Source organism: Photobacterium sp., assembly GCF_057456235.1.
In genome coordinates this window covers 80,416-106,151 of the sequence record NZ_JBVCPH010000013.1, presented here as the reverse complement: position 1 = coordinate 106,151, position 25,736 = coordinate 80,416, and the positions used below count along the sequence as shown (strand labels likewise).

The following is a 25,736-nucleotide window of genomic DNA, read 5'->3' as shown; positions in this document are numbered from 1 at the left end:
TTACTGACAAAACGCACTACCACAGCATTGTCCCATTGGAAGTTAGAGATCAATCTGAAAAATTAAACCTTCTCTTAGAGAACAAAAAGGCGAACCATCCGGTTCGCCTTTTTTGTATCACTTCAGTTTCCAACTCAGTTATTGGTTTTCAACGTAGTTAGTGAAATCTTAATCTTCAATATAATTCTCGATGCCTGGGCATGAGCAAACCAGGTTACGGTCACCGAAGACATTATCAACGCGGTTGACGGTCGGCCAGTACTTTGATGCTTTCGTCTGGTTTGACGGGAAGCATGCGAGCTCACGGGTGTAGCTGTGGCTCCACTCGGCTTCCATTAGATCGACTTGGGTATGTGGCGCATTTACCAGTGGGTTGTCGTCTAGCGGCCATTCGCCAGCTTGTACGCGTGCAATTTCCTGACGGATAGCAATCATTGCGTCACAGAAGCGATCAAGCTCAGCCAAATCCTCAGATTCGGTCGGTTCGATCATCAGTGTGCCGGCAACAGGGAACGACATGGTCGGGGCGTGGAAGCCATAGTCCATCAAGCGCTTGGCAATATCTTCTTCAGAGATGCCAGAGGCTTCTTTCAGCGGGCGAATGTCGATAATACATTCGTGAGCTATACGGCCTTCGCTGCCACGGTACAGAACAGGGTAGTGTACACGCAGACGTTCCATCACGTAGTTAGCGTTCAGGATTGCCAGCTTTGTGGCTTCTGTCAGGCCCTGTTCACCCATCATCGCAATATACGCGTATGAGATAGGTAAAATAGACGCCGACCCCAGCTCTGATGCCGAAACGGCATATTGCTGTTGCTGGCTTGCTTCGGTTTCAACGTGACCAGGCAGGAACGGTGCAAGGTGAGATTTAACACCGATAGGCCCCATACCCGGACCGCCGCCACCGTGCGGAATGCAGAACGTTTTGTGCAGGTTCAGGTGCGAGACATCAGAGCCAATGAAACCTGGGCTTGTCAGGCCAACCTGTGCGTTCATGTTAGCGCCATCAAGGTAAACCTGACCGCCTGCGGCATGAACCAGTTCACACACTTCACGAACGGCTTCTTCGTATACACCGTGGGTCGACGGGTAGGTGATCATGATGCACGACAGGTTATCGCGGTGTTTTTCGATCTTCGCCTTCAAATCGTCAACGTCGATATTGCCTTTGTCATCACAGCCAACCACAACCACTTTCATCGATACCATCGCGGCTGATGCCGGATTTGTACCGTGTGCTGAGCTTGGGATCAGACAGACGTTGCGGTGACTATCGCCGTTATGCTGGTGGTAACGCTGGATTGCAATAAGACCGGCATATTCGCCCTGCGCACCCGAGTTAGGCTGTAGCGAGAATGCATCGTAGCCCGTCACCGTGCACAGCATTTCAGAGAGCTTCGCTGCCAGTTCTTGGTAGCCTTTGGTTTGCTCTGCGGGCGCGAATGGGTGCAGGGCACCAAATTCAGGCCAGGTAACAGGGATCATTTCAGCGGCTGCGTTAAGCTTCATGGTACAGCTGCCCAGCGGGATCATACCGTGAGTCAGTGAGTAATCTTTATTTTCCAGCTTCTTCATGTAACGCATCATTTGCGTTTCACTGTGGTGCGCGTTAAAGACCGGGTGAGTCAGGTATTGACTGGTACGGCGACAGCTTTCAGGAATGGCGGCAAACTCGTCAGCCGCAATATCGGCGGTGAACATTGACGCTTTTAGTTGGTTGCCGCTAAAGAGTGAAAGCAGCTCTTCAATATCTTCAACCTTGCTGGTTTCATCGATGCTGATCCCAAGCTGAGCACTTTTTCCATCGGCAGAAGGGTATTTACGCAGGTTGATCCCTGCTTCCAGTGCTTTTTTATAGAATTCGTCTGTTTTCTTGCCTGTGTTCAGGGTAATGGTGTCGAAGAAGCTTTCGTTTGCCAGTTCGATCCCTGAATGATGCAGGCCGGCAGCAAGAATGGCGGTTAGGTGGTGTACCCGGCGGCCGATTTTACGCAGACCTTCCGGACCGTGATACAGGGCATAGAATGCAGCCATATTGGCGAGAAGCGCCTGTGCGGTACAGATGTTAGATGTCGCTTTTTCGCGGCGAATGTGTTGTTCTCGAGTCTGCATTGCCATGCGAAGTGCCTGGTTGCCTTTCGAGTCTTTAGAGACGCCGATCACCCGTCCTGGCATGGTACGCTTATGCTTGTCTTTGGTTGCCATGAAGCCCGCGTGGGGACCACCGAAGCCCATTGGCACACCGAAGCGCTGTGCGCTACCGATCACCACGTCAGCGCCCATTTCACCCGGTGCTTTTAAGAGTGTTAGTGCCAGAAGATCAGAAGCCACTGCGACCAGTGTTTTCTTTGCGTGCGCTTTTTCAATGGTTTCGGTGAGATCAACAAGGTTACCGCTGGTGCCCGGGTACTGAAGTAACGCGCCGAATACATCGAGGCTGTCCAGCTCGTCGACAGAGCCGGTGATGATTTCGATGCCGATAAAGCCTGCACGGGTACGAACCACGTCGATGGTCTGCGGGTGGAGATCGTTTGATACGAAGAAGGCCTTACTCTTGCTTTTGCCTGCACGCTGACACAGCGTCATGGCTTCGGCTGCGGCGGTGGCTTCGTCAAGCAACGAGGCGTTTGCCAGTTCCATGCTGGTAAGATCCATGATCATCTGCTGGTAGTTAAGCAGAGATTCAAGGCGGCCTTGAGATATTTCTGGCTGGTAAGGAGTATACGCCGTATACCAGCCCGGATTTTCCAGCACGTTACGAAGAATGACATTTGGCGTTAGGGTGTTGTAGTAACCCTGACCGATATAGCTACGGTTGATCGTGTTTTTACCGGCAATCGCTTTTAGTGAAGCCAGCATATCGGCTTCACTCTGAGGCTGATCCAGTTTCATCGCATCAGGTAGGCGAATAGCTGCCGGAACCGTTTGTTCAATCAGCTTATCAACGCTTTCAACGGCGATGGTTTCCAGCATGATTTTTTGCTGAGCCGCATCAGGGCCATTATGGCGTCTTGCAAAATCTTGATCGTCAGTTAATGCATTTAGAAGAGTCATGTCGGTCATGGTTCTTTCCTGAACAGTTGCTATCAATTACATCAGAAAAGCTGCTTCGCTTTGATGCAATTGCGATGAGTCATCGTGAGGGCTGAAAAACGGCTTTCAAGCCGGCTGACATTTCAATCTGGTGATTAAAAGACAGAACTCAAAAGCCGAGATTGACTTAGTCTTCGATAGTTTCTAGGTATTTATCACCATCGATAAGCTTAGCTAGATCTTCAACGTCAGTGATCTTGATTTTGGCAATCCAGCCACCTTCGTACGGTTCGTCGTTAATGAGTTCTGGGCTGTCTTCCAGATCTTCATTGATTTCAACGATTTCACCGGTTACCGGAGAGTAGATATCAGAAGCCGCTTTTACCGACTCGACCAGAGAGAACGTTTCGCCCGCTTCTGTCGAATCGCCTACTTCAGGAAGATCCACGAATACAACATCGCCCAACAGACCCTGAGCATGGTCAGAAATGCCCATTGTGATAGTGCCATCGCCGTTATCACGTACCCACTCATGGCTTTCAGCGAACTTCAGTGTCTTTTCCATTTAAAACTCCTTGCGCAATTGTTCCGCATATAATGTTTGTTATACGACCTGTTGATTTGGCAGCAACAGGTCAATTGAAGTAATAGCGTGTTGTTACTGGTAAAGAGGGAAACGGCTGCACAGCTTTTGTACCTGCTGCTTGACGCGTTTTTCTACTTCACTGTTGTTTTCCGGGTTAGCAACCAGCCCGTCCAGGACATCGCCAATCCACTCACCAATTTGTTTAAATTCTTCATTACCGAAGCCACGGCTGGTACCAGCCGGTGTTCCTAGGCGGATACCAGATGTCACCATCGGTTTCTCGGTATCAAATGGAATGCCATTCTTGTTACAAGTGATACCCGCGCGCTCAAGTGCCTGTTCAGCAGAGTTACCTTTTAGGCCTTTAGGGCGCAGGTCAACCAGCATGAGGTGCGTATCTGTGCCATTTGTAACGATATCGCAGCCACGAGTCTGTAATACTTCTGCCAGAACTTTGGCGTTGCTAATCACATTTTTGATATAAAGCTTGAAATCGGGCTCTAAGGCTTCGCCCAGCGCCACCGCTTTACCGGCGATGACATGCATTAGCGGACCACCTTGAAGGCCCGGGAATACAGCAGAGTTGATCTTTTTATTGATATCGTCGTGGTTGGTCAGGATCATGCCGCCGCGTGGGCCCCGAAGGGTTTTATGGGTCGTTGTGGTAACCACGTGAGCATGAGGAATGGGGCTTGGGTGTTCGCCTGCTGCAATTAAGCCAGCAATATGAGCCATATCAACCATCAGGTATGCGCCGACTTCATCCGCAATTTCTCGGAATTTTGAAAAATCGATTTGGCGAGGAATAGCAGAGCCGCCCGCAATGATCATTTTAGGTTGATGCTCTTTAGCCAGTGTACGAACCTGATCGTAATCGATTTCCAGAGTGTCTTTGTTTACGCCATACTGAACGGCATCAAACCATTTGCCCGAAAGGGCCGGGCGCGCACCATGAGTCAGGTGACCACCGGCATCGAGTGACATGCCTAGAATTGTGTCGCCAGGCTGGAGCAGGGCCAGCATAACGGCCCCGTTAGCCTGTGCGCCAGAGTGTGGCTGAACGTTTACGTATTCACACTGGAATAATTGTTTGGCGCGAGCAATCGCAATCTTTTCGACTTCATCAACATGTTCACAGCCACCGTAGTAACGACGGCCTGCGTAACCTTCAGCGTATTTGTTTGTTAAGCAGCTCCCCTGGGCCTGCATGACTGCTTTAGAAACGATGTTTTCAGAGGCGATCAGTTCAATCTGTTGATTCTGGCGGTTCAGTTCTGCCTCTATACCTGAATTGACGGCACCGTCAATCTGCGAAAGGCTGGTGGAAAAGAACATTTCTAAATCATGATTTTGATACGAAGCTTTCATTCACGTTATCCTCGGGTCGAACTCCAAGCCGGTTTAGTGCTATATCAGAGCCGTACACGTTTTAGTTATGGATCGTTTTATAGTTATTGAGTCACAAATAATGTTTTGCCGTATTTTTTTTGCGCACTGCAACGATGCCTTGCTCCTAACAAGTACGTAACATACCTTATCTATAGATAGCCGATCAAACAAAAATTTCCAATAATGGATCATTGTCTACTTTAATGACCAAGGTTGATCGCAAACGTTTGCGTAATGTTATGTGAAATTTTATGATAAGGCGAGTTTATTGTCAGCTCTCCTTTCTAACGCAAAGTTGGAAATGTGTGTTAGCTTCAGATCAAGGCTGTGGGAATGGGATGAAGAATACATGTCAGTAGATGATACTGAATGAGCGCTGATGTGCTTTTATTCAATGCAGGGTAAATAAATACGATCTATTCCATTTTTGAAAAACTGTGGTTTCCTAAAGGAAATTTTGTTTAAGGGTATTGTGAAGGCGATGCTTTTTATTCGCTTTAGCCTTTAAGTTTCTGGTTACCTATACCAGAGTGAGCACAGCATAGTCGCCAGGGAGGGCTGCAATGAGTAATGAAAACAAGCAAGACATTTATCCGTCAATGAGTGTTGCCAAAGAGCAGGAAACGAGCAAGATCGAGCCGCTTAAGTTGGGCAAGCGATTGAAAGAAATACGCATGGCACATGGTTTGACACTGGAAGAGGCAAGTAAAAAAACCGGGCTTGCGCGATCGACATTGTCTAAGATTGAGAATGAACAGATATCGCCAACGTTTCAAGCAATGCAGAAGCTGGCCAATGGTTTAAATGTTGATATTCCTCAGCTTTTTGCGCCGCCCAAGCAAATAAAGGCGACCGGCCGACGCGATATTACTCGCGTTGGTGAAGGTAAGCCGCATCCGACTTCGACTTATGAACATGAATTGCTGGCTACCCAGCTGACCCATAAAAAAATGATGCCTTTTAAGTCTCGTGTTCGGGCGCGTTTTTTTGAAGATTATCCAGACTGGATCCGCCACGATGGCGAAGAATTCTTGCTAGTCTTATCGGGTGAAATTATGTTTTATTCTGAGTTTTATGAGCCGGTAAACCTCAAAGAAGGTGATTCAGTCTATTACGATGCCAATATGGGGCATATGCTTATTTCAATGAGTGAAGAAGATGCCCACATTCTGTGGGTTACGGCTTCATAAACATATTGAGTGTGAGCTGGATCTTCTTTTCAGTAATTAGTTTTTTAGGTGCGGCTAATTTTGAAATATCGCAGTAACTAAAACAAGCCGTTAACTGTGAAGGTTTTTTTGTTGTTTTGACAGGGGAGAGTTGCGTTGCTGATGACTGATTTTTCCGGCTTAAGTTGTAAATGTAGCCATCTTTGTGGCTTTTCGTGATTAAGCCCTGTTTGAACAAAACAAAACTTTGTTTATTATAGGAAACAGGTTAACAAAAGCATAACATTCGGCCTTGGTGGTTGTGGTATGAAAAACAGAGCCAACCTATGTTTTTGCAGACATGTAAAAAGTGAAGGAGAAAGTTCCATATGGAAGCTGTAACGAACTTTATATCTGCAATAAATAGCCTGGTGTGGGGCGCTCCCATGCTGGTAATGATCCTCGGTGTCGGAGTTTTTCTAACCGTTGGCTTAAAGCTGATGCCAATTGTGAAGCTTGGAGCGGGGTTTAGATTACTGTGGTCAGGCCGAATTCCTGAAACAGAAAAAAATGTAAAAGGCGAAATCAGTCCGTTTAATGCGTTAATGACATCCCTTTCTGCGACCATCGGTACCGGCAACATTGCGGGGGTGGCAACGGCGATCTTCTTGGGCGGGCCTGGTGCACTGTTCTGGATGTGGTGTACTGCGCTGGTGGGCATGGCAACAAAATACGCCGAGGCGGTGTGTGCGGTTCAATACCGAGAGACCGATGAAGAGGGTAACCATGTCGGCGGGCCGATGTACTACATCAAAAATGGCCTTGGCCGTAAGTGGGCATGGCTGGGAACTGCGTTTGCCATTTTCGGTGCGATAGCGGGTTTTGGTATTGGTAATACCGTGCAGGCAAACTCGGTAGCGGCTGCGGTGAGTTCCAGTTTCGGTACTCCACCTATGGTATCGGGGCTGGTGATGATGATCCTTGTTGGCCTGGTTCTGATGGGCGGAATTAGACGTATTGCTGATGTGGCCGGTAAGTTGGTTCCGTTAATGTCCGCTTTTTATATTGCTTCGGGATTGTTGGTACTGGGAATGCATTTCTCTGAAATTCCCGCGGCATTTTCCCTGATCATCAGTAGCGCCTTTACCCCAGTTGCGGCACAAGGTGGTTTCGCTGGTGCAGCGGTTTGGGCGGCGATCCGGTTCGGTGTGGCACGGGGTGTGTTTTCAAATGAAGCGGGTTTAGGCAGCGCGCCTATTGCGCATGCTGCCGCACAAACGAAGAACCCGGTCGCACAAGGTCTCGTGGCGATGCTGGGCACGTTTATCGATACGCTTGTCGTTTGTAGCATCACAGGCATTGCTATTGTCGTATCTGGTGCCTGGTCGACGGGTGAAACCGGGGCAGCATTAACCTCGCTGGCCTTCTCTTCTGTATTACCCGGCCTTGGCAACTACATAGTCGCGATTGCGCTGTCTATTTTTGCTTTTACCACCATTTTGGGCTGGAGCTTATACAGCGAAAGGTGTGTTCAGTATTTATTTGGTGTCAAGGCGGTTGTTCCTTTTAGAGTTCTTTGGATTGTTGCTGTTCCAATTGGTGCAACCAGTTCTTTAGAATTCATTTGGCTACTTGCAGATACATTAAACGCAATGATGGCAATTCCTAACCTGATTGCTCTGGTATTGCTAAGCCCTGTGGTCTTTAAACTGACAAAAGAGTATTTCTCGCGTCAGGGTGAAGATAAGGATTATGAATCATAACGTTAGTATGAATTGTATTACTGACGACTGTATGGACAATTGGCCGCAAGGTATGCGGCTTATGGAGTATTAAACGTATGTCCCAAGAACTTCTGACAACCCCTCTTCATGCACTTCATATTGAAATGGGTGCGAAAATGGTTCCATTTGCTGGCTATGATATGCCGGTTCAGTACCCGCTAGGGGTGCGTAAAGAGCATCTGCATTGCCGTAATGCCGCTGGTCTGTTTGATGTGTCGCACATGGGTCAGGTACGTCTTCATGGTGCAAATGCTGCTAAAGCAATTGAAGCACTGGTACCGGTAGATATCATCGACCTGCCTGCAGGTAAGCAACGTTATGCTTTCTTTACCAATGAAAATGGCGGTATTAACGATGATCTGATGATCACTAATTTTGGTGATCACCTGTTCGTGGTTGTTAATGCGGCATGTAAGGAGCAAGATATTGCTCACCTGAAAGCAAACCTGCCTGGCGATGTGACGCTGGAAGTGATTGAAGATCGTGCGTTGCTGGCATTGCAGGGCCCACAAGCTGCTGACGTACTTGCGCGCCTTAATCCTGCCGTGAATGACATGGTTTTCATGGATGCCACTAAGTTGAAGTTGGTAGGGGTTGAATGTTATGTCAGCCGCTCTGGTTATACCGGAGAAGATGGTTACGAGATTTCTGTACCGGCAGATAAAGCTGACGCTTTGGCTCGTGAATTACTTGCCCATACTGAAGTCGAGTGGATTGGTCTTGGTGCGCGTGATTCACTGCGTCTTGAATGCGGACTGTGCCTGTATGGCCACGATCTTGATCCGACAACAACACCGGTAGAAGCCAGCCTGCTTTGGGGGATCAGCAAGTCACGCCGCGCAGACGGTGAGCGTGCAGGCGGCTTCCCTGGTGCAGATCTTATTCTTGAACAAATTAAAACCAAAGATGTTGCTCGTAAGCGAGTTGGTCTGATTGGCCAGTCAAAAGCCCCTGTGCGTGAAGGCAGTAAGCTATTTGATGCCAATAATAAAGAGGTCGGTATTGTAACGAGCGGAACGTTTGGCCCATCGAAAGGCATGCCGGTTGCCATGGCATATGTTCAAACGGATCTGGCTCAGATAGGAACGGAGCTCTTTGCTGAAGTACGTGGTAAGAAACTAGCGATGACTGTTGAGAAAATGCCGTTTGTGCCTCAGCGTTATTTTCGTGGTTAAGATCCGCCGTAGTCAAAGCCGCTTTGAATTAGAGGTGGCCTGATTAACGCCTAAGACAGAGAAAGGAGCCTGAGGCTCCTTTTTTTACTGCGCCGATCCACAATGTCATTCTCGGAGATGAAAACACACTACTGTCTAATAATTAAATATAGAAATCTCTGCTCCATAATGGGGTCAAATTATTGAACACAACCCTCAACATTACCCACCATAGAAAACATGACAGAACAAATGAAATCAACCCACCATAAGTATGAAGACTAATTCCTAGCAAATCAGATGCTTGTGGTAAAAAGTTGGTCATAATATTAATGACAATATCACCGGGGTAAAAAAACAGCCATTGTATCCATAACCCAACATCGGTAACGGTCACAGAGCCACTGTAATTCATGTCGGCAACAAAAGACCAGTCTCTAGGAGCAACAAACCCACTCATTGTTCAGCCCCCCCATATTAAATTAGCTTCTTAGTAATATTATAGAAATAAGTCGGCGGCTCATACGTCTCATGCCTGAGATAATGCTAACGTCAGGCTTGGTGAAAAAGCCTGCACAAAGCTTGTCTCTTGATCACATCTCAGAGTTCAAGAGACTTGGCCCGCAGGTAACGGGCCAAGGATTAAAAATGGACAGCTCGACAACCCTTAAGTCTTATTTGTTTGGGGCAGTTTTACGCGCTCGAAGCCTAATTCCACCTAGAAATGAGTACGCTTGCACTTCTTCATAAGATTCTCATACCTACACCGTTGCCATAAAGGCAACAAACTTTCCCTTTTATGTTACGGTGAAAAAATATACGTTTATTAATAGATTATAAAACTCAATCTTGATAAGGAATGTTATGAATCAGCTAGGATTGCTATTGAATTGGCGAATGCACGCTCTCGTCGTGATTGCCTCAATTATTGCAGAATTTATAGGTATACAAAAATTCAACCTTGGACCGGGTGTTTTATTATTATTGCCTCTGTTCTATGTGTTTATTCTTTGTCTCTTTGTTAACCCCAATATTATTCCCAAAGCCAAATCGCTATTATCCAAAAAGCAAGCTGGCGTTGCGTCCCAGTTATTGATTATTGCCATACTTCCTTTTATTGCAAAATTTGGCACTTTAATCGGTCCGTCTCTGGGGACAATTGCTGAAGCAGGACCCGCAATGTTGGCTCAGGAACTCGGAAACCTCGGCACATTGATGATCTCTATGCCTGTTGCCGTATTAATACTTAAGATGGGACGAGAAGCCATTGGTGCAACCTATTCAATCGCGAGGGAACCCAATATTGCCCTGATCTCAGAGCGATATGGTTTAAAAGGGCCTGAAGGGGTTGGTGTCATCAGTGTTTACGTAATGGGGACAATGTTCGGCACTTTATTTTTCGCATTGATAGCAGGCTACGTGGCGTCACTGGATATCTTTGATATCCGAGCTGTCGCAATGGGTTGTGGCGTAGGCAGTGGAAGTATGACAGCGGCCTGTGCAGGTGCATTATCGGCGATCTATCCGGGTCAAGCTGACGAAATACTCGCATTTGCTGGCGCCAGTAACCTATTAACCAATGCTACTGGCTTATATGTTTCGATATTTGTCGGACTTCCATTCGCTGAGTGGTTATACAAAACATTAAGTAAATTCCGCACAACTTCCTCTTCTCAGCTTATGTCGAACAAGGATTAACTCATGCATAGCGAAAATATCGAACACCAAAATGTTGCACCTTTGAGTATTAAAGAGACATCAATCGTACTTGTCGTCTTGTCTTTGGTTTCTTTAATCAGTAACTGGGCTGGTACCGGTAACTCTGTATTATCGGCATTACCGGGAATGATGATACTGTTTGCCATTATCGTTGTGAGTTTACTACTCAAAAAAGCAATACCATTGGCTCTGCCAGCTGTCGCATGGGTATCGCTCGTGAGTGTCCTAATTACACTACCCGTTTCCCCTATAGCTGAGCCAGTATTAGAACAACTCAAGACGATAAACTTTCTGTCAATGGTAACGCCTGTTCTTGCTTACGCTGCAATTGCTATCGGTCGGAGTGAAATTGATCTATTTAAGAAATCTGGATTGAAAATCATCCTAATTTCTCTGTTAGTGTTTACTGGTACTTTCCTCGGTTCTGTTGTTGTTGCCAATGCCTTTTTATAATTGCATTTTGCAATGAAATTACTCTAAGTACTTTATTATGGTTTTTCGCCATTCATAATCGAAACGCTGATTGCGCATATTGCGCCTTCAGCGACTTTGTTCTACATCACCAATGTCGCAACGCATTAGTCATCTAATCAGGGTATCAATATGACTTACATTAAACATGACTCCCCACTCATTACTATCATGCGAGATTTTCGTCGGGATATTCATGCTCATCCAGAATTGGCTTTTAAAGAGATTAGAACCGCCGAAAAAGTGACTAGTCTGTTGCGCGAAATGCAGCTAGATAGTATTCATGAAAACCTTGCGGTAACAGGCGTTGTCGGTGTGCTAAAAGGTCAGAACCCTGATTCCCGTCATATAGGTTTACGTGCCGATATGGACGCCTTGCCCATGCATGAGCAAAACAATTGCGCGCATCGTTCGACTTATGACGGGAAAATGCACGCATGTGGACATGATGGTCATACAACGATGTTGCTCACTGCGGCTACATGGCTAAGTCAAAATAGGAATTTTGAAGGCACATTATATTTCATTTTCCAACCGGCAGAAGAAAACGAAGGCGGTGCAAAAGTAATGGTGGAAGATGAAAAGTTTTTTGATCAATTCCCCATCCAAGCAACCTATGGGATGCATAATTGGCCGGGCATTGCTGCTGGAAAATTTGCAGTGCACTCGGGTCCTGTTATGGCGGCTATGGATACATTTAATATCCACGTCAAGGGAACAGGTGGTCATGGTGGTATTCCAAATTTATCAAATGACCCTATCGCAGCATCAGCACAGCTGATCACAAGTCTGCAAACAATCATCAGTCGCAATATAAGCCCTGTTGAATCAGGCGTTGTTAGTGTGACTCAAATTACTGGAGGGGACTCGTATAATATTATCCCTAATAATGTCATTTTAAAGGGGACGGTAAGGAGTTTTTCGAAAGAAGTTCAACAACATATCATTGAACGTATGGAGCAGATATGCCAAGGTATCGGTGTAAGTTTCAATATGGATGTTCAGCTTAACTACACCAAGTGTTTTCCTGCAACTATTAACCATAAAGATAATGCGCAAAAATGTGTTACCGCAGCAGCATCAATCGTGGGTGATACCAGTGTGTACACTGACTTGCCTCCAAGTATGGGGGCTGAAGACTTCGCTTACTTTATCATCGAAAAACCAGGCGCTTATATCTGGATTGGTAATGGACATCAAAGCAATTCTTTACACAATCCAGAGTATGATTTTAATGATGAAATCATCGCATTTGGTGCGAATTATTGGATTGAATTAGCACATACGGCTTAAACGGCAGGTGATTGATAAGGTTAACAATACTCATATGCAGACAATTAATCACCGGAAAATTAAATACCTCTATGAAGCCGTCACTGCCGGCAGTATTCGTACTGCCGCAGATCGACTAAACATTGCACCCTCGGCGATTAGTCGGCAGATTTCACAATTAGAACAAGAGATTGGTCTATCTGTTATTGAGCGCGGAAGACGTGGAGTGATCAGTACAGAAGTTGGAGATGTATTACTTCGTTATTATTCGGAACTACAAGGACTAGAAGACACCTATTTAAGAGAGTTAAATCAGCTCAAGGGCCTGGCTAAAGGTCGGCTAGAGCTCGCGGTTGGTGAAGGGTTTGTACCTGAACTTATCAACAAACCTGTTGCTCTGTTTAATCGAAAACATCCCGGAATTACTCTTTCGATTACAACCAGTGGAACAAATGACGTCATCCGTAAAATAGAAATGAGCGAAGCCCATATTGGTTTAGTATATCATCCGCCAAAACAAGCAGAAATCCGAACTCATAGTGTGAATGCGCAACCTATTGAAGCTGTTGTTAATGTGAATCATCCTATCGCTAGACAACAAACAATAACTTTAGAGCAGCTGCTAACTTATCCCATAGCATTGTTAGATAGTACTTTTGGTGTACAACAAATGCTTCACCTTGCCGCTTTTCAAGCAAGGATCAGCCTTGATCCAGCATTAACCACCAACTCTTTTGCGGCGATAAAACAGTTTGCCATCGCAAACTTAGGAGTGACCGTACTCCCTGCTTTCGTTGCAGCAAAAGAAATAGATGAAGGGATATTGGTTTCTGTTCCAATTGACAATCCAATATTAAAAAGCGGCGAAACTCATGTAATCACTCGAGTTGGTCGTACGTTACCACCAAGTGCTACGACATTACTGTCAATATTACATCGATGGCTGAATAAAATGTAGCTTATTAACTTTAGAGATTCTTGTATGCCAATGCGATTGTTCGCTTAAAGAAAGAAGGCGGAGCAGCTTTCTCATCACGGTGTTCGCACCGTAAAAAATCGACGATCTGATGTTTCAGTAAGGGATCATATTTGATGACCCACCGATTGATAGTTGAGTGATCATTGAGGGATTTGTATATGAAAGCCTGCATATAGCAGGCTTTTTGAAATATATCGTTAACTAAGCGGTATCCCCGCGCTTGAAGCAGCCTTAACCTTTCTGTGAGCGGTGGCTGTAATCAACAAGACTTTGTCGATACAATTTAAGCAGATCTCCATCCTTAACTGAAATACCCACTTGCTGAGCAGGCATGATTGACCAGTCATCGATATGATATTCTCGCGTATCAAACTTTTGTATGGTGTGTCCTTCGGCAGGGCCATCAGTCACAACGCGAACCGGGCCTTTGCGTAAGGTGAATAGAGTGGGATCTATGACATAAGCGATAGCGGATGGGTCATGAACGTGACAGCCCTTCAGGCCCAATTTTTGTGAATAGTAATGAAGATAGTAGCGGCTGATATCCCATATAAACTGGCCGGCGTCACCGCTATCATCGCGTAGTCGGTCTAAATATTCCTCAGTGAAAAAGCTTTGTTCGGTAACATCCAGACCAATGATCACCACCGGCCATGAAGCACAGAAGACGATGTCAGCAGCATGGGGGTCATCATGAATATTGGCTTCGGCATAAGGGGTGACATTACCTCGATGGCCATTCATACCAAATGCGCCGCCCATAACGACCACTTCTTTCACTAAATCTACGATTTCTGGTGCAGCTTCGAGAGCAAGTGCAATATTTGTCAGCGGACCGACCGCAACCAGTGTAATTTCTCCGGGCTGTTCCTTGACGGTATCAATAATGTATTGGTAAGCCGGACGAGGGTCGGGTTTTTCTGTGATGTCAGAAGGCAGTACCAAATCGCCAAAACCACTTTCACCATGAACGACAACGGTAGGGCCAACGGGCGGACGATTGAGTGGCTTGCTTGCGCCTTTAACAATATCGGCTTGCAGATGAAATTTCTGCTTCAGGAAAAGGGCATTACGGGTTCCATTGTCTATAGTCGCATTGCCGTATACTGTGGTTATGGCCAGCATTTCAATCGAAGGATGTGCTTCGGCAAACAAAATAGCCATTGCATCATCAATACCGGGATCAGTATCTAGTATGATTTTTTTAGTCATTAGTATGTATGTTCAACAAATTTAAAACGGGAATATAGTAACTAACAGAGTTGGCAGAACTGTGATTGATGTCAAAAAAAACATAAGGTATTCGATGTAAGTGCAGCTCAGCCATTTGATTGCCAGCGGGCTTTGATCACTTGTGCGATAGTCTGCCCCCAAAATTGATAGATCCCCGGTCCGGGATGAAAGCCATCAGTTGCCATCTGCTCGGGCTTTAACCGGTGGTTAATATCGATCAGTTCACAATCATCCTGACTTATAGTCCAGTCGCTCAGACACCGATTGAAATCTCTCGCTTTTCTTCCCAGGTACCAGCGTAAAGGAGGAGGTAAGGCCGGAAAACGCTCCATCGGAGGGATTTTGGTGAGTACTATTTGTCGGCAGGAAAAGTGTTGACGAATAAATACAATCAGGGCTATTTGGTGCTTTAACCAGTCTTTAGTGGTGAACGTTTTGATAACATCGTTAACTCCTAATGAAATAACGACAACATCATATTGTTCTTTCGGCTGATGTATCAACATGTCATAGGTATCTTGTGTGGTATATCCTGATTTTGCCAGTAGTTGCCACTCGAGTTGAAATTTTCCACTTAATGCGCTGATCAGATTACCTGACAGGGCTTTTGATTGACTGCTGGCACCAACGCCTGCAGCTGCGGAGTCCCCGATTAATAACAGACGAAGTAACTGACCTTGTCCGCAACGTCCACTACGATCGCCGGTCGCTTCTTCTAATCTGGGTGTTACTTTGCGAACATAGAGTCCCTGAGCCACAACTACGGGGCCCATTAACAACAGCGTTAAGTAGTGAAGCATGTCTGTTTCCTTACTGGGTCCTTTCATGGCGCTAACATGTTTCGATGGGACCCCCCCGCCAGTTTTGGGCGGCTGGAGGGGAAGTTGTGCCACTGAGGTAATCCCACTGAAATTAACCACATTTAAATAGTGAATAACCGGACATGATCCGTTATTCAATCTGATTGATATCAGGCAGTTCAATGACGCATGATCTTGGAGTTTGTCTTTTCCGGATGTTTCTCCAGGTGGGTGTGTCTGTTGGCTGCGGTCTGAGCCAGATCATTCAGGATACGGCTTAAGTCAGAGTCATTCAGGCATTCTGTTATGGCCGAATCTTGTTTCAGTTTTTCGCCTAGCTCATAGTGGCATTCCTTCTCGGGGTAGAAGTCAATGTCAGTTTCCTTGAATTTTTTTTTGTCTACAATTTCATTGAATATTGAAGCAACGGTGTAGCAGAACACATCGTAAACTTCATTAGTGTTTCGGGTCATATTGATTTTATTACGAAAATCATGGCCGTAGGCTTTTTCCAGTTTAGAATATGAAACTTGAGATGTCATAGCTCCCCCATATTGTCTCTGTGTTGGTTCTTATTAACTATAGAACGGAGTTATATAGCGTCAATGACCTAGTTAAGATAATAACTGACGGAAAGGAGAGTTGGAGGATATGGCGCGGTTCTGAACGAAGCGAATGATTTTATTCTACACTTGTCAGTGAACTCTCTGTTTAATTGAGCGTTTGTAAACTCGATTATTTTAGTAAAAATAAGGAGTGGCGGTAATGAATAAAAATCTGATATTCATTTTACTATTAGCTGCAGTGGGATTAACGGGATGTGAGCCGAGTTCTACGGGCTTTAGTTTACCCGCAGGGAATGTGGCTAATGGGGAAAAAGTCTTTTTGACCATGCAATGTCTTGAATGCCATACAATGGAGGGATTTGAACGGCCTGAATCGGCAGCGGAGAGAGCAACGGCTTCTGTTGCGCTTGGTGGAAAGGTTAAGCGGATTAAGAATTATGCTGAACTCGTTACATCGGTAATAAACCCATCGCATCAAATTGCAGAAGGGTATGAACTTGATGTTATTCAATACGAGGGTCAATCAATAATGCCTAACTATAATGATGCATTAACAGTTACTCAATTGATTGATTTGGTTACTTTCCTAGAGTCGCATTATGAACTTGAGCCGTACGAACCAACTCTTTACAGTCCTTACCGGTAAGGTGCTCAAGCCTGCTCTGTTGAGTGATTAATTTTCGGCATACAAGAACAGAGTTAAAAGCAGCTTTTTTTGCTGGCTGCTTTTTTTTTGTTTTTTAAATCATATTTTAACGATTTTTGCCTCCCTGACTGCTAATTTCTGATAGCCTCTGGCAAGGAAGCTAGATTAAGCATCCAGAAGCAACACGTAAGATCTATCTCAAAGACAATGACGATTGGTATACTACAGACTCAACTGACCAGGTTTCTAAATCAACTATGTTAACCATATCCAACAATGTTCAGCTGGCCGATTGGGAAATCGAAATGACAGCTATTCGCGCACAAGGTGCTGGCGGGCAGAACGTCAATAAGGTATCCAGTGCTGTGCATCTCCGGTTTGATATTAATCGCTCCAGCTTACCGGTATTCTATAAAGAGCGTCTTTTAAAGTTGACTGATCACCGGCTGACCAAAGATGGCGTGATCATTATCAAAGCGCAACAATTCCGTACTCTGGAAAAAAACAGAGAAGATGCGCTGGAGCGTTTAAAAGAGTTAATCATTTCAGCCACTGTTCAGGTGAAAGCACGTCGGGCGACCCGACCGACATTAGGTTCAAAACGCCGGAGAATGGATAAAAAAACTCAGCGAGGCGGCACTAAGTCCCTGCGCGGAAAGGTGAGTTTTTAATTACAGCATTAAGGTGTTTTGCTTCAAAAAAACAAAAAGCGCTAGATAATTTAGCGCTTTTTTGGGGGAGTTCAGTTTAGCGGTGTTTTTGCATTTTAAGATAAAGGTTTTCGACCTTCACTCTTGCCCACTCTGTCTTACGTAAAAATTTGAGGCTGGATTTAATGCTGGGGTTATCGTTGAAACAACGGATATTGATGCGGGCACCAAGCTCATCCCAACCATAGTATTCGACCAGTTCGGTGAGGAGCTTTTCCAGGGTAATGCCGTGTAGTGGATTATTTTCTTGTGTCATAACTTGTGGCAGATTAATGAAACCAGCGATAAGTATATCAGCTTCACCATCGATAGTATTCCCGTCGAGGCGCATTCTGCGGCGAACTGCATTCAGTATCGGTCAAACCGTTTTCAGAGAGCAAGATAATCATCCGGCTAGTATTGTAATTTATTGATCTTGCTAACACTTCTAGTCTATTTGTCATGATAGTTTTAGCGATTCGCGTTGTTTCTCTTTACTCTCTTTATGATTTTACTGTTTGAGGCGATAGGGATGTCAGAGAAAAAAACACTTCAGTTACTACAGTTGTTCTTTCGCGAAACAGACAGGGCGAGGTTATTAGAGACTGATGCGCTACCTGATTTAGATGAAGACCTACATCAGAAAATCGATCTGTGGCTTGAAAACAAACGAAATTTCACTCTTGTTGAGATTGCTTGTCAACATTGGATTAAAACCTGCAGTGCAGGTTATATCACTGAATTAATATTGCATGCTGACGGGACATTAGATGAATATTCATTGTTCAATCGAATGAAAGCCCAAGGCCACTGGTCTTTAGTCGACGGTGTGATTGAGATTGAAATCAATAAAGGCGATAACCGATACCACTGCGCGGTTATCGCCAATAAAACCGTTAATATTCACTCTGCTATTGAGTATAAAAATGGTGATTTGCATTCATATTTGAAGCTGATCCAAACACGACCGGTTTGATAACAAGAGAAAAGCCATCTTTCACTGGCATGAATCAGCAAAATGCGTACACTGGATTTATGCATAAAAAATGAATGGCTAGTGAGATTGGTGCCTTTTAATACTCAATCGGTGAGCACTCAGCCCGTGAAAATCAGCCGGTGGAAACAACGATGAATAAAATTAACACAGTTGCCGTTGTCGGCGGCACACATGGTAATGAATTTAGTGGCATCTATTTGCTACGAAAGTGGCAAAAAAACGCGCAGCTAATTTCTCGTACCAGTTTTGCGACACAAATGGTTTTTGCCAATCCGAAAGCACATGAAGAGAACAAGCGTTATATTGATTGTGATTTGAATCGTCAGTTTTTATTGGCCGATCTCGAAGATCAGGAGCTTGCCAATTATGAGCAAAGCAGAGCAAAAGCGATAAACAATCAGCTTGGCCCCAAGGGCAATGCTAAAACCGATTTCATCATCGATCTTCATAACACCACCAGTAATATGGGACCTTCGCTTATTTTGCTGCAGTCAGATGACTTTAATCGCAAAATGGGCGCCTATGTGAAATCGTGTATGCCATCTGCAGTTGTAGTTTTCGAGGATCAGGTGCCCGTTGAAGAGCATTTCTTCCTCAGTTCAATCTCTCCCAACGGTGTGATTGTTGAAATTGGCCCGCAACCTCAATCGGTGATCCGTCAGGATGTGCTGGATTGGATGGAAGAAATGACCCGCCATATTCTGGATTACATCGAACTGCATAATACCAATGCGTTGCCGCCACTTCCTGCCAGTTATGAAGCATTCCAATATACCGAAACGCTGAAATTACCAGAAGATGAAAACGGTGAGCGTGCCGGTATGGTACATAAAAATATTCAGGATAATGATTTTAAACCACTGCATTCAGGTGACCCGATCTTTACCCTGTTTGACGGTAAAGAAGTTTGCTGGGAAGGTGATTATGAAGCCTATCCTCACTTTATTAATGAGGCCGCTTACTATGACAACAACCTGGCGATGTCGCTAGCTAAAAAACGGCTTATAGAACTTTGACCAACGGAGTTATCGTTATAGTGAGTCAAAAAATCAGCCGCCAACGATAGTGTAAAGCGACTATTATCGAATAATAGACGATTAAATAATTTGATGTACCAGTGCCACTTTGTGGAGTGGCACTCGGCTTATATACCAAGTAGCCTCAAGATGCAGGACTCGGAGTGATACCAGCCAGGTCAGTTCCTGCTATTTCGCTCACTTGTCGAGTTGTCGGATACAGCGCAAGCCATTTTAAGCGACCCCCAAGTGTGGATATGATAATGGCTAAACGATTACTTCATTCTTTGTCAAAACTATCTACCACTATTGCTCCCATAGAGGCTGGCATGGTAATGACAATCATCCGTTTTAAAGACGTTATTGGGTCGTCAAATAATGGAAGTTTGTCTAAACAGAAAAGTACTAAGCAAACGACTAACGCAGTCATTAAATAAGATATAACGATACGAAAAACGAAAGCAAATAACCGCTCATTAATATTTTTTTGAAATACACTTTGATAAGTAAAGACACCAATAAAGAGGACAGATAAAGCAAATAACGTCAGTAGATTCGGGAAAGGGAGCGTTTCACCTAAACGCCAGGCCTCTTCAGAAAAGGATATAGGCACTGCAAGCGCAAAAGCGCCAACAAACACTTGACTTGCATCTTCCATATTAAAACTGAATTTCATTAAGTTCCCTTTTCACCATGATTGCCGTTTCAGCTTTATGATATAAGCTCTTTTTTAGTGGCTGATTCAATCAGGTATTATACTATGGCTTGAATGTGAATCGGTAGGGCTTGGCCTAACCATTGTGTGCCTGTGGTGTGATCGGACAGCTCATCTCCTGTCACCGGGTGGATAAGTACTGATAGTCCTTGTCGATTCTGATCGAGCCAGTCAATAAATCCATTCTGGTCATCATTAAAGTGAACCTCAAACATCGGCTTATCATGTGGGCCAACCCTGCGGGTAACAAGAGGAAATATTTTTCTAATATCACTTCGGTTAGAGGCAATTAGCTGATGAACTTGTTTTGCTAGCGCTAGTTTCGGCAAATCAAAATAGATATGAGCATGATACATTTTGGTACTCCTTTATTTCCTTTATTATATCGAGCGTATGTATTGGTACCAGTTAGCTGGTTTGATGTAGTTGGTCAGTTATATTGAATATGAACGGATCTGTTGAATACCGGACAGCGGTGATTAATTCTCGCATGATTTTTTCGCGTTTTAACTGGTTAAAATGCTTTTATGTCATAAGCTTAGATTTGTATTTATGAAGTATAGTTTAGTTCTTCTGTTTCTCCAGCAATAGGAAATTTGTTAATGGATACGAAAGTAATTGATACTTGGCATCAGGTTGTCGAGTCAAGGGATATGTCGGCATTAAATGAGCTGCTCGCTGATGATGTCACCTTTCATTCTCCTGTGGCATATACACCTCAGAAGGGAAGGGCAATCACTTTGCAATACCTGACAGCTGCGTTTGGGGTGCTTTTCAACGAGACATTCAGGTACGAGCGTGAAATTGTGAATGATCGTGATGCGGTATTGGAATTTAGCGTTGAAATAGACGGAATTGTTGTCAATGGGGTAGATATGATCCGCTGGGATGACAGTGGTAAGATTATTGACTTCAAGGTGATGCTGCGGCCGCTTAAGGCGATTAATCTTATCCATCAATTGATGGCTGCCAGACTTTAGGCCGCAAGTGTTTCTGCTTAAATGCAATCATGTCATCAGGCGACAGAATGTCGCCTTCAAAACATGCATTTCAGGAGGTTATCTCGGTGGGTGAAGCAACAGAGGACGGGACAATCTTGAGTGACAACGTCAGGATAAAAGTTGCGACCGGTTGTGCACCGTCTTTGGTTGGGCACGTTGCCGTAACGGTGATCGGTTTGTTGATCCGCTCACCCGTCTGATTACTCATCTCCAGCATCTCTCTAATGTCTTTCCCTTGATGACAATGGAAGATGACATCATCTTCTGGTCGGCGATGAAAATCACCTTGGACGGATTTAAAGGCAAGGGACACATTAAGTCCAGAATTGCTGGCGAGTTCCATTGCCATCAGGCCAGCGGCAATATCTGCCCCTATGGCTAATGCGCCGAAGTACATGCTGCCTAAGTGATTCCGGGTCTTTTGATTCAATGGCAACTTGAGGGATAGCTGCTCGTCATCAATCGCCAAAACCTCGGGCGTACAGTAATCAATTAATTGAACCTGATGCTTTGCAAAATGTTTAAGCATGATATTTGCGTTAATGACTCTGCGATCCATTGCTTTTTCTCCTGATAGTAACTCATTAGACCAGTTAAGCTCTATACGGTGGTTCTGTCAACTTTATCGCTCGCTGAAGAGTAGGACGAGCCCACTTTCGGAGTGTGTTTTAGAGAGAGGCCAACGACAAATTGTACTTTATTCGTTAATATTCCCCCCAATGATAATAAAAGGCTAAATTAATATGAAAATTTCCGTTGATGGTGGATCTTTTAAAGTCGCGATTGAGACTGAATATGAAGGCTTGATTGCTGAAGCCACAGATATCTTTCAAACAACACTAAAACAAGCCAAATCAAATGATAAGGCTATCTTACGGTTTCTACAGATCATTATTGAGCATCGCGAGAGTGACGATGCAATTGGCTATGCTGTACTTGGCTTGCTTGGGTGGTATAACGAGGTCATTGGTCCTGTGGAAGATAACGATATCGAGCTAAACTTAACGAAGATATTGCCTCACCTGATTAATCCCGCAGGCGATCTCACTGCAACCAGCGAAAATGAAACGAATACCTTTAAACACTAGTTAGTCATGTTTTGACGTTATTCCGAGCTTAAAAAGTTGAACCTGATTATGGTGATATAGTTAGGTTCCCTTCCGGCATCACTGTCAGTCTGCACGATTATTAGCCTAAAGCCCGATAAGATGCTCGATCTGGGAAGAAGACTATTATTTTACAACAGTAATAGTATGATATTGGCATTAATACCTGTTTCAACTCGGTACGCGAATGAGCCAATCCCAACTTCTGTTAGACATTAGTACTCACGCCTTGCTACACCTGGAATTTAAAAAACTCGACAAACGCCTTACTGTAACTGAGATGAATAACCTGCTTGTTCAGTATCTCAAACCCATAGTCAAATCCAATCGATATCGGGCTGTCAAGAAGTCAACGAAAAATTGGCTGTTGCTCGGTCGGCAACCGGATAGCAATTTGGAAGCCATTTTAGTTCGTGAACAAGAGCGCCTGCTGCACACTTGTTCAACTGACCTGTATCGTTTTGTCGGACTCATCAAGGATATTGAATTTCAGCTTAGTACTAAAGTTCAATATTCGCTGGCCCACGATATCGACTTGAAGGCTCGATATGGCAAGGTGCTGGTATGTGTGGTTGATGAAGATTTAACATCGAGCTTTGATGATGACGGACTGATGATTAAATCCACCCAGATCCTTTTTATCGGCAGTTCAGACCACAAAGATTTATTTTCTTCCATTATAGAGCAAAGCGGCTATTTCCAATCGGTTGTCGCATACGAAGACGAAAGCCACCTGCGGGTCGAGTTATTTCGGCGGTAACTTACTGAGGGAGGCTTTTCGAATAGGTGACTGAATGCTCATTTTGTTGAGAGTTTGCGAGCTGTCGCCTGACAGCCCGCACGTTGGAAGTGTATCTCTAAGGCCGAAGAAACCGATGAACAGCTTGTTATCTGTAACTAACAGCATTCGTTAGGTTAAATCTTAAACTGGATGATTAGATTTTTTAATCGGCCGGATAATGCATTGAGCTGGTGACAAGCTTCTATTGTCTGACTTGAAGCATCTGACGTTTGATAACTTTGTTCGCTTATTTTCTCTATGTTCCGGCCGATATCAGAAACCACCGCATTTTGCTCTTCTGTCGCGGTTGCAACCTGGGTGTTAATATCATTGATGGTGGCGATGGTTTTTTGAATCGCAGCTAAAGAACTGCCGATATTTCCTGCCAGTTCCAGGCTTAACTTACTGCTGCTTTTCCCTTCATTCATCACATTGACGGCTTCTTTGGTGCCTTGCTGCAGTTGGGTGATCATTTCCTGTATTTCAAGCGTTGATTGGTTTGTTCTGTGTGCCAGAGAGCGGACTTCATCGGCGACCACAGCAAAGCCACGACCTTGATCGCCTGCTCGCGCAGCTTCAATCGCAGCGTTCAGTGCCAGCAGATTGATTTGCTCTGATATACCATTGATGACATCGATGATGGCACCAATTTTATCGGTTTGCTGGGCGAGGTTGGTAATGACTGAAGAGGCTGAATTCACATTACGTGATAACGCCGACATCGACTCGATGTTGCTTTGGACAATATCGATGCCGTTCGACACCTCGTTGTTGCCTTGCTGCGCTGAGTCTGCCGCAATTGAAGCGTTACGCGCCATTTCCGAGATGGTAGTACCCATTTCATTAATTGCGGTTGCGATTTGGGTTGTCTGCTCTTTTTGATCCTCTACTATATGTCCCGCACCTTCAGAAAGCTGTTTGGTGTTTTCAATCGAGGCGACTAGCTCAGCACTGACCTGTGAAACCTCTTTTATCGAGTGGTGTATTTTTTCGACAAAGCTATTGAAACCTATCGAAAGCTCAGTGATTTCATCATTGCCCTTTATTTCTAGCCTCTGGTTGAGGTCGCCTTCGCCTTCACCAATCTCACGCATTAAATGGGCGACATTGCGGATCGGAGTCACGATCTTAGCGGCTAAAAGCGCAGCAAGAAGGGTGAATAATACCGCCAGGGCGATGTTAATGAGGATGTTTTTATCAGTGACGGAGTCAAAGGCGCGGTATAACTCGTTTTCGGAAATTTCAGCAACAATATACAGATCAATTATGGGTAAATAACTTGAGGCAACAAGGTGTGTACCTTGACCGGTATTCAGTTTACCAAGGCTGAACTCTTGCTGATTCAGCAATACTGTTTTCAGAGGGGCGGGTAACTGATTTTTCATGACGCCTGTTTCAGGCTGTATTCTGATTTCGCCTTGCTGTGAGACAAGATAGACGCCACCTGTTTCGCCCAGCTTGTATTGTCGCAGCATGGCGGATAGCTGACTGAGATCAATTGCCATCCCGGAAACCGAGAGCGGTTCGCCATTTTTTGTGATCAGGTTATTGATAAACAGGCGCTCCTGTCCTTCCTGACCGGTATCAAAAGTCAGGCTGACAGCTTCACCAGTACGGAGTTGGTTATATAACCAGGAATAGGCTGGGTCATCGACTGAAACGGCCCCTCTGAGACCTTCGCCAGAGCGATAGTCATGTAAGCCTTTAATCGACACCAGGAAGGTGCCGTTCACATTTTCCGTGTTAGCCAGGGAGTCTAACTGGCTTAAGACTTCGGCTCGTCTGCTATCGGATTCACCGTTTAATATCCAGTTCTGAATAAAGACATTGTTTGCCAGTTGGCTGGCAGCTTGAACCGGCAGCTTAATATCACTTTCTATGGCTTCACGGATAACAGCAAGAGCCGTCGGCAACTGCTGCTCTTCAACTTGCTTGAGCATCAACTGTTTGACCTGATAATTATTTATCAGTGTTGTTGCTGAAAGCGAGAAGAGGAGCGCAATACAGGTCGCGAAGATGATTTTATTTTTTATTGAGATGTGATTGAGCTTATTCATTGGTTACTTCACACTGGCCGTTTTAAAGCCTGCACCTTTCCAGGCGAAGATGCCGCCAGGATAGCGGTATACATTGTTGTAGCCCAGCTTAACGGCCCATGTTGCGGCATTATGGCTGCGGCCACATTTGACGAAACCGCAATAGAACACCAGCATTTTGTCTTTGTCAGTGCCTAACATCTGGGTGAAGTCTTGCTCGCTTTGGCCATTGGTTTCAGCGTTGTTCCATTCAGGCATAGACGAGACAGGGAATAAGAACTGCTGAGCGGTAGGAATGTGTTCCTTTTTATAGCTGTCTTTAAATGGCATGGCATCAATGATCAGAACATCTTTTTTGTCATCAAGTAGCGCTTTGACTTTTTCAGTATTAATTAACTGATAACCGCCTTGCATTGTTTCGTTATGGAGGTTGATTGCGATTTGCTCGGTTTTAACCTCGTTCTCAAATTTATTTCCAAACAACCCGGCAGATGCACTCAAGGGAAAGATGAGTAGCGCAGCGCCGAGAATAAAGGTGTTAAGCCAAAAACCGCGCTGTGATGGTCGGGAAAGGTTTTTATCTACAAGCATTATTATTATCCTCAGTTAAGT

General features: G+C 44.8%; 26 protein-coding genes. 14 read left to right on the top strand and 12 right to left on the bottom strand.

The features are described 5' to 3' along the window. Positions 1 to 168: 168 nt before the first annotated feature. The 3 genes from gcvP to AC2204_RS14915 form a co-directional block, all read right to left on the bottom strand. Positions 169 to 3,057, bottom strand: coding sequence for an aminomethyl-transferring glycine dehydrogenase (gene gcvP / locus AC2204_RS14925; RefSeq protein ID WP_413466711.1), 2,889 nt, complete (start codon positions 3,055 to 3,057; stop codon positions 169 to 171). 166 nt (positions 3,058 to 3,223) lie between these two features. Continuing rightward, positions 3,224 to 3,601: a glycine cleavage system protein GcvH gene (gene gcvH / locus AC2204_RS14920; protein ID WP_318926469.1), complete on the bottom strand. Its 378-nt coding sequence runs from the start codon at positions 3,599 to 3,601 to the stop codon at positions 3,224 to 3,226. 93 nt (positions 3,602 to 3,694) lie between these two features. After that, a complete protein-coding gene (locus AC2204_RS14915) occupies positions 3,695 to 4,990 on the bottom strand; it encodes a serine hydroxymethyltransferase (protein ID WP_318926468.1) in 1,296 nt (431 codons plus the stop codon). Positions 4,991 to 5,574: 584 nt separating this feature from the next. Here AC2204_RS14915 and AC2204_RS14910 point away from each other — a divergent pair. The 7 genes from AC2204_RS14910 to AC2204_RS14880 all read left to right on the top strand — a co-directional run bounded on the left by AC2204_RS14910 (position 5,575) and on the right by AC2204_RS14880 (position 13,517). Beyond that, positions 5,575 to 6,201 (top strand): helix-turn-helix domain-containing protein, encoded by a 627-nt coding sequence (locus tag AC2204_RS14910; RefSeq protein WP_318926467.1) that lies wholly within the window; start codon positions 5,575 to 5,577, stop codon positions 6,199 to 6,201. 347 nt (positions 6,202 to 6,548) lie between these two features. After that, positions 6,549 to 7,922, top strand: a complete 1,374-nt coding sequence (locus AC2204_RS14905; protein WP_318926466.1) for an alanine/glycine:cation symporter family protein — start codon at positions 6,549 to 6,551, stop codon at positions 7,920 to 7,922. Positions 7,923 to 7,999: 77 nt separating this feature from the next. Next, complete coding sequence (gene gcvT, locus AC2204_RS14900) at positions 8,000 to 9,118, top strand: glycine cleavage system aminomethyltransferase GcvT (RefSeq protein ID WP_318926465.1); 1,119 nt, start codon at positions 8,000 to 8,002, stop codon at positions 9,116 to 9,118. 843 nt (positions 9,119 to 9,961) lie between these two features. Then, on the top strand, positions 9,962 to 10,795 hold the full coding sequence (locus AC2204_RS14895; protein ID WP_318926464.1) for a DUF3100 domain-containing protein: 834 nt from the start codon (positions 9,962 to 9,964) through the stop codon (positions 10,793 to 10,795). Between the two features lie 3 nt (positions 10,796 to 10,798). Further along, positions 10,799 to 11,269 carry a hypothetical protein gene (locus tag AC2204_RS14890; RefSeq protein ID WP_318926463.1) on the top strand — a complete coding sequence of 157 codons (471 nt, stop codon included), beginning with the start codon at positions 10,799 to 10,801 and terminating at the stop codon, positions 11,267 to 11,269. A 150-nt stretch (positions 11,270 to 11,419) separates the two neighbouring features. Beyond that, a complete protein-coding gene (locus AC2204_RS14885) occupies positions 11,420 to 12,580 on the top strand; it encodes a M20 aminoacylase family protein (protein ID WP_318926462.1) in 1,161 nt (386 codons plus the stop codon). A 34-nt stretch (positions 12,581 to 12,614) separates the two neighbouring features. Then, positions 12,615 to 13,517 (top strand): LysR family transcriptional regulator, encoded by a 903-nt coding sequence (locus AC2204_RS14880; RefSeq protein ID WP_318926461.1) that lies wholly within the window; start codon positions 12,615 to 12,617, stop codon positions 13,515 to 13,517. A 252-nt stretch (positions 13,518 to 13,769) separates the two neighbouring features. Here AC2204_RS14880 and AC2204_RS14875 read toward each other — a convergent pair whose 3' ends face one another. From AC2204_RS14875 to AC2204_RS14865, 3 genes are all read right to left on the bottom strand, one after another. Further along, entirely contained in the window at positions 13,770 to 14,750 is a 981-nt protein-coding gene (locus AC2204_RS14875) for a nucleoside hydrolase (protein ID WP_318926460.1), read from the bottom strand. Between the two features lie 107 nt (positions 14,751 to 14,857). Further along, positions 14,858 to 15,571: an SGNH/GDSL hydrolase family protein gene (locus AC2204_RS14870; RefSeq protein WP_318926459.1), complete on the bottom strand. Its 714-nt coding sequence runs from the start codon at positions 15,569 to 15,571 to the stop codon at positions 14,858 to 14,860. Between the two features lie 179 nt (positions 15,572 to 15,750). Next, positions 15,751 to 16,113 carry a hypothetical protein gene (locus tag AC2204_RS14865; protein WP_318926458.1) on the bottom strand — a complete coding sequence of 121 codons (363 nt, stop codon included), beginning with the start codon at positions 16,111 to 16,113 and terminating at the stop codon, positions 15,751 to 15,753. Positions 16,114 to 16,336: 223 nt separating this feature from the next. On the opposite strand from AC2204_RS14865, the gene AC2204_RS14860 reads away from it, so the two are divergent. Together AC2204_RS14860 and arfB are read left to right on the top strand one after the other, a co-directional pair. After that, positions 16,337 to 16,783, top strand: coding sequence for a c-type cytochrome (locus AC2204_RS14860; protein WP_318926457.1), 447 nt, complete (start codon positions 16,337 to 16,339; stop codon positions 16,781 to 16,783). A 257-nt stretch (positions 16,784 to 17,040) separates the two neighbouring features. Continuing rightward, positions 17,041 to 17,454: an alternative ribosome rescue aminoacyl-tRNA hydrolase ArfB gene (gene arfB / locus AC2204_RS14855; protein WP_318926456.1), complete on the top strand. Its 414-nt coding sequence runs from the start codon at positions 17,041 to 17,043 to the stop codon at positions 17,452 to 17,454. A 76-nt stretch (positions 17,455 to 17,530) separates the two neighbouring features. Here the strand turns inward: arfB and AC2204_RS14850 are convergent, their stop codons facing one another. After that, positions 17,531 to 17,749, bottom strand: a complete 219-nt coding sequence (locus AC2204_RS14850; RefSeq protein ID WP_318926517.1) for a VF530 family protein — start codon at positions 17,747 to 17,749, stop codon at positions 17,531 to 17,533. Positions 17,750 to 18,004: 255 nt separating this feature from the next. On the opposite strand from AC2204_RS14850, the gene AC2204_RS14845 reads away from it, so the two are divergent. Next, positions 18,005 to 18,448: a hypothetical protein gene (locus AC2204_RS14845; protein ID WP_318926455.1), complete on the top strand. Its 444-nt coding sequence runs from the start codon at positions 18,005 to 18,007 to the stop codon at positions 18,446 to 18,448. Between the two features lie 152 nt (positions 18,449 to 18,600). Then, positions 18,601 to 19,485 carry an aspartoacylase gene (locus tag AC2204_RS14840; protein WP_318926454.1) on the top strand — a complete coding sequence of 295 codons (885 nt, stop codon included), beginning with the start codon at positions 18,601 to 18,603 and terminating at the stop codon, positions 19,483 to 19,485. 280 nt (positions 19,486 to 19,765) lie between these two features. Here the strand turns inward: AC2204_RS14840 and AC2204_RS14835 are convergent, their stop codons facing one another. Both AC2204_RS14835 and AC2204_RS14830 read right to left on the bottom strand, forming a co-directional pair. Beyond that, positions 19,766 to 20,161, bottom strand: a complete 396-nt coding sequence (locus AC2204_RS14835; RefSeq protein ID WP_318926453.1) for a DUF2391 family protein — start codon at positions 20,159 to 20,161, stop codon at positions 19,766 to 19,768. 77 nt (positions 20,162 to 20,238) lie between these two features. After that, positions 20,239 to 20,556 carry a DOPA 4,5-dioxygenase family protein gene (locus AC2204_RS14830; protein ID WP_318926452.1) on the bottom strand — a complete coding sequence of 106 codons (318 nt, stop codon included), beginning with the start codon at positions 20,554 to 20,556 and terminating at the stop codon, positions 20,239 to 20,241. Between the two features lie 246 nt (positions 20,557 to 20,802). Between AC2204_RS14830 and AC2204_RS14825 the strand changes: the two genes are divergently transcribed. Then, complete coding sequence (locus AC2204_RS14825; RefSeq protein ID WP_318926451.1) at positions 20,803 to 21,180, top strand: nuclear transport factor 2 family protein; 378 nt, start codon at positions 20,803 to 20,805, stop codon at positions 21,178 to 21,180. Positions 21,181 to 21,250: 70 nt separating this feature from the next. On the opposite strand, the gene AC2204_RS14820 is transcribed toward AC2204_RS14825, so the two are convergent. Then, the gene (locus tag AC2204_RS14820) at positions 21,251 to 21,760 is read right to left on the bottom strand and encodes a DUF4442 domain-containing protein (protein ID WP_318926450.1); all 510 of its coding nucleotides are present in this window, start codon (positions 21,758 to 21,760) and stop codon (positions 21,251 to 21,253) included. A gap of 184 nt (positions 21,761 to 21,944) precedes the next feature. Here AC2204_RS14820 and AC2204_RS14815 point away from each other — a divergent pair, with 184 nt between their 5' ends. Next, positions 21,945 to 22,289: a hypothetical protein gene (locus tag AC2204_RS14815; RefSeq protein ID WP_318926449.1), complete on the top strand. Its 345-nt coding sequence runs from the start codon at positions 21,945 to 21,947 to the stop codon at positions 22,287 to 22,289. A 205-nt stretch (positions 22,290 to 22,494) separates the two neighbouring features. Beyond that, positions 22,495 to 23,067, top strand: coding sequence for a DUF2913 family protein (locus tag AC2204_RS14810; RefSeq protein ID WP_318926448.1), 573 nt, complete (start codon positions 22,495 to 22,497; stop codon positions 23,065 to 23,067). A 155-nt stretch (positions 23,068 to 23,222) separates the two neighbouring features. Here AC2204_RS14810 and AC2204_RS14805 read toward each other — a convergent pair whose 3' ends face one another. Further along, positions 23,223 to 25,145 (bottom strand): methyl-accepting chemotaxis protein, encoded by a 1,923-nt coding sequence (locus AC2204_RS14805; RefSeq protein WP_318926447.1) that lies wholly within the window; start codon positions 25,143 to 25,145, stop codon positions 23,223 to 23,225. A gap of 3 nt (positions 25,146 to 25,148) precedes the next feature. After that, positions 25,149 to 25,715, bottom strand: coding sequence for a rhodanese-like domain-containing protein (locus AC2204_RS14800; protein WP_318926446.1), 567 nt, complete (start codon positions 25,713 to 25,715; stop codon positions 25,149 to 25,151). Positions 25,716 to 25,736: the final 21 nt, after the last annotated feature.

What these genes read in the sequence shown, in the direction of transcription:
- gcvP (WP_413466711.1), bottom strand. Translation starts at nt 3,057, where the DNA reads ATGACTCTTCTAAATGCATTAACTGACGATCAAGATTTTGCAAGACGC.
- gcvH (WP_318926469.1), bottom strand. Translation starts at nt 3,601, where the DNA reads ATGGAAAAGACACTGAAGTTCGCTGAAAGCCATGAGTGGGTACGTGAT.
- AC2204_RS14915 (WP_318926468.1), bottom strand. Translation starts at nt 4,990, where the DNA reads ATGAAAGCTTCGTATCAAAATCATGATTTAGAAATGTTCTTTTCCACC.
- AC2204_RS14910 (WP_318926467.1), top strand. Translation starts at nt 5,575, where the DNA reads ATGAGTAATGAAAACAAGCAAGACATTTATCCGTCAATGAGTGTTGCC.
- AC2204_RS14905 (WP_318926466.1), top strand. Translation starts at nt 6,549, where the DNA reads ATGGAAGCTGTAACGAACTTTATATCTGCAATAAATAGCCTGGTGTGG.
- gcvT (WP_318926465.1), top strand. Translation starts at nt 8,000, where the DNA reads ATGTCCCAAGAACTTCTGACAACCCCTCTTCATGCACTTCATATTGAA.
- AC2204_RS14895 (WP_318926464.1), top strand. Translation starts at nt 9,962, where the DNA reads ATGAATCAGCTAGGATTGCTATTGAATTGGCGAATGCACGCTCTCGTC.
- AC2204_RS14890 (WP_318926463.1), top strand. Translation starts at nt 10,799, where the DNA reads ATGCATAGCGAAAATATCGAACACCAAAATGTTGCACCTTTGAGTATT.
- AC2204_RS14885 (WP_318926462.1), top strand. Translation starts at nt 11,420, where the DNA reads ATGACTTACATTAAACATGACTCCCCACTCATTACTATCATGCGAGAT.
- AC2204_RS14880 (WP_318926461.1), top strand. Translation starts at nt 12,615, where the DNA reads ATGCAGACAATTAATCACCGGAAAATTAAATACCTCTATGAAGCCGTC.
- AC2204_RS14875 (WP_318926460.1), bottom strand. Translation starts at nt 14,750, where the DNA reads ATGACTAAAAAAATCATACTAGATACTGATCCCGGTATTGATGATGCA.
- AC2204_RS14870 (WP_318926459.1), bottom strand. Translation starts at nt 15,571, where the DNA reads ATGCTTCACTACTTAACGCTGTTGTTAATGGGCCCCGTAGTTGTGGCT.
- AC2204_RS14865 (WP_318926458.1), bottom strand. Translation starts at nt 16,113, where the DNA reads ATGACATCTCAAGTTTCATATTCTAAACTGGAAAAAGCCTACGGCCAT.
- AC2204_RS14860 (WP_318926457.1), top strand. Translation starts at nt 16,337, where the DNA reads ATGAATAAAAATCTGATATTCATTTTACTATTAGCTGCAGTGGGATTA.
- arfB (WP_318926456.1), top strand. Translation starts at nt 17,041, where the DNA reads ATGTTAACCATATCCAACAATGTTCAGCTGGCCGATTGGGAAATCGAA.
- AC2204_RS14850 (WP_318926517.1), bottom strand. Translation starts at nt 17,749, where the DNA reads ATGACACAAGAAAATAATCCACTACACGGCATTACCCTGGAAAAGCTC.
- AC2204_RS14845 (WP_318926455.1), top strand. Translation starts at nt 18,005, where the DNA reads ATGTCAGAGAAAAAAACACTTCAGTTACTACAGTTGTTCTTTCGCGAA.
- AC2204_RS14840 (WP_318926454.1), top strand. Translation starts at nt 18,601, where the DNA reads ATGAATAAAATTAACACAGTTGCCGTTGTCGGCGGCACACATGGTAAT.
- AC2204_RS14835 (WP_318926453.1), bottom strand. Translation starts at nt 20,161, where the DNA reads ATGAAATTCAGTTTTAATATGGAAGATGCAAGTCAAGTGTTTGTTGGC.
- AC2204_RS14830 (WP_318926452.1), bottom strand. Translation starts at nt 20,556, where the DNA reads ATGTATCATGCTCATATCTATTTTGATTTGCCGAAACTAGCGCTAGCA.
- AC2204_RS14825 (WP_318926451.1), top strand. Translation starts at nt 20,803, where the DNA reads ATGGATACGAAAGTAATTGATACTTGGCATCAGGTTGTCGAGTCAAGG.
- AC2204_RS14820 (WP_318926450.1), bottom strand. Translation starts at nt 21,760, where the DNA reads ATGGATCGCAGAGTCATTAACGCAAATATCATGCTTAAACATTTTGCA.
- AC2204_RS14815 (WP_318926449.1), top strand. Translation starts at nt 21,945, where the DNA reads ATGAAAATTTCCGTTGATGGTGGATCTTTTAAAGTCGCGATTGAGACT.
- AC2204_RS14810 (WP_318926448.1), top strand. Translation starts at nt 22,495, where the DNA reads ATGAGCCAATCCCAACTTCTGTTAGACATTAGTACTCACGCCTTGCTA.
- AC2204_RS14805 (WP_318926447.1), bottom strand. Translation starts at nt 25,145, where the DNA reads ATGAATAAGCTCAATCACATCTCAATAAAAAATAAAATCATCTTCGCG.
- AC2204_RS14800 (WP_318926446.1), bottom strand. Translation starts at nt 25,715, where the DNA reads ATGCTTGTAGATAAAAACCTTTCCCGACCATCACAGCGCGGTTTTTGG.